Origin of the sequence: Streptococcus intestinihominis (assembly GCF_046824975.1) — a bacterium.
In the GTDB taxonomy this organism is placed as follows: domain Bacteria; phylum Bacillota; class Bacilli; order Lactobacillales; family Streptococcaceae; genus Streptococcus.
The window spans coordinates 274,677-277,013 of the sequence record NZ_JBKQBL010000003.1 but is presented as its reverse complement, the minus strand read 5'-3'; the positions used below and the strand labels follow the sequence as shown (position 1 = coordinate 277,013).

Genomic DNA, 2,337 nt, shown 5'->3' with positions numbered 1-2,337 from the left:
GGCCTATCAAAAAGTGGAAAATACAAATTAACGGTTGAAGTATTTTCCAGTAGAAAATAAGGAGGAACTATGGCACTTACAGCTTTAGAAATCAAAGATAAACGCTTTTATGTAAAATTTAGAGGCTACGATGCTAAAGAAGTTGAAGAGTTTCAAGACATGGTCTACCGAGACTATGAAAAATTAGTTCGTGAAAATCATGAATTGGAAACAAAAATTAGTGCGTTGGAAGAGCGCTTGAACTACTTTGACGAAATGAAGGACTCTTTGAGTCAATCAGTATTGATCGCTCAAGATACAGCAGAACGTGTGAAACATGCGGCAAATGAACGCTCAGAAACAATCGTTCGTCAAGCGGAGCAAGATGCTCACCATTTAGTTGAAGAAGCAAAAGCAAAAGCAAATGAAATTCTTCGTCATGCTACAGACAATGCCAAGAAAGTTGCCGTAGAAACGGAAGAATTGAAGAATAAGACGCGTGTCTTCCACCAACGTTTGAAATCAACTATCGAAAGCCAATTGAGCATCATTGATACACCAGAATGGGATGAAATTCTTCGCCCAACTGCTATGTATATTCAAACAAGTGATGAAGCTTTCCGTGAAGTAGTCGAAAAAGCTTTGGAAGAAACAGTTCATCATAACTACGATGATGAAGCAATTGATTTGACTCGTCAATTCTCACGCGCAGAAATTGAAGAATTGCAAAAACATATTGAAGCTGTAAACCGTGAATTGTCTGCGACTCAAGCTTTTGAAGGATTGAATGAAAAAGTTCAAGAAGCTTTGGAAGAAGCAGAAAAAAATCAGGTAGATCAAGATTCTATTGATGAAATTGTTGTAGAAACTCCTCTAGTTGCTGATATTGATGCACCAGAAGTGGAAGAACAACGGGAATCTGTTTCAATTTTATAATCTGTAAAAACAGTGATCTTATCAAATAGTTTTAGCGAGCAGGCGATGGTGGAAGACCTGTACTTCCTTTGATAGGATTGATCCTTTTACAAATCTTAGTGGTGAAATGAGTAACCACTAACGCTGGTCAGCGTTAGCGACAAAAGAGGAGAAAGAGAGGATTCTCTTTCTTGAATGAAGGTGGTACCACGACTTGTCGTCCTTTTTGGCGAGGTCGTGGTCTTTTATTTTGTATGATTATTTTTTAGAGGAGACACCATGAAACTTAAAGAAACACTGAATTTAGGGAAGACAGAGTTCCCGATGCGGGCTGGCCTGCCTACAAAAGAGCCAGTTTGGCAAAAAGAATGGGAAGAAGCAAAGCTTTACCAACGTCGTCAAGAATTGAACCAAGGAAAACCACATTTCACCTTGCATGATGGCCCTCCGTATGCCAACGGAAATATCCACGTAGGACATGCTATGAACAAGATCTCAAAAGATATCATTGTTCGTTCTAAGTCTATGTCAGGTTTTTATGCACCGTACATCCCAGGTTGGGATACACACGGTTTGCCAATCGAGCAAGTCTTGGCTAAACAAGGTGTCAAACGCAAAGAAATGGACTTGGTTGAGTACTTGAAACTTTGCCGCGACTACGCCCTTTCTCAAGTAGATAAACAACGCGAAGACTTCAAACGCTTGGGTGTTTCAGGTGACTGGGAAAATCCTTATGTAACTTTGACGCCAGACTATGAAGCAGCGCAAATCCGTGTCTTCGGTGAAATGGCTAATAAAGGCTATATCTACCGTGGAGCTAAGCCAGTTTACTGGTCTTGGTCATCTGAGTCAGCTCTTGCTGAAGCAGAGATTGAATACCATGACTTGGTTTCGACTTCACTTTACTATGCTAACAAGGTCAAAGATGGAAAAGGTGTCCTTGATACAGATACTTACATCGTTGTTTGGACAACAACTCCATTTACCATCACAGCTTCTCGTGGTTTGACTGTTGGAGCAGATATTGACTATGTAGTCGTACAACCTGCTGGTGAAACTCGTAAGTTTGTAGTTGCTTCAGAATTGCTGAACAGCCTGTCTGAAAAATTTGGCTGGGCGGATGTTCAAGTGTTGGCTGCCTATCGTGGTTCAGAATTGAACCACATCGTGACAGAACACCCATGGGATACAGCAGTAGATGAACTTGTTATCCTTGGTGACCACGTTACAACAGATTCTGGTACAGGTATCGTCCATACAGCCCCTGGTTTTGGTGAGGATGACTACAATGTCGGTGTTGCCAATGGTCTCGAAGTTGCTGTAACTGTCAACGAACGAGGAATCATGATGGCCAATGCTGGTGCAGAGTTTGAAGGTCAATTCTACGACAAGGTTGTGCCAACGGTTATTGAAAAACTTGGTGATTTACTTCTTGCTCAAGAA

General features: G+C 41.2%; 2 protein-coding genes and 1 other annotated feature. Both genes read left to right on the top strand.

The window, feature by feature from the left end; translation table 11 throughout:
* Positions 1-69: 69 nt before the first annotated feature.
* The gene (locus tag ACLOR3_RS06545; RefSeq protein ID WP_154852217.1) at positions 70-915 is read left to right on the top strand and encodes a DivIVA domain-containing protein; all 846 of its coding nucleotides are present in this window, start codon (positions 70-72) and stop codon (positions 913-915) included.
* Positions 906-1,122 (top strand) — a binding site (T-box leader). It overlaps the preceding gene by 10 nt.
* Before the next feature lie 51 nt (positions 1,123-1,173).
* A partial coding sequence (locus ACLOR3_RS06540; protein ID WP_412037085.1) for a class I tRNA ligase family protein occupies positions 1,174-2,337 on the top strand: 1,164 nt, incomplete at its 3' end.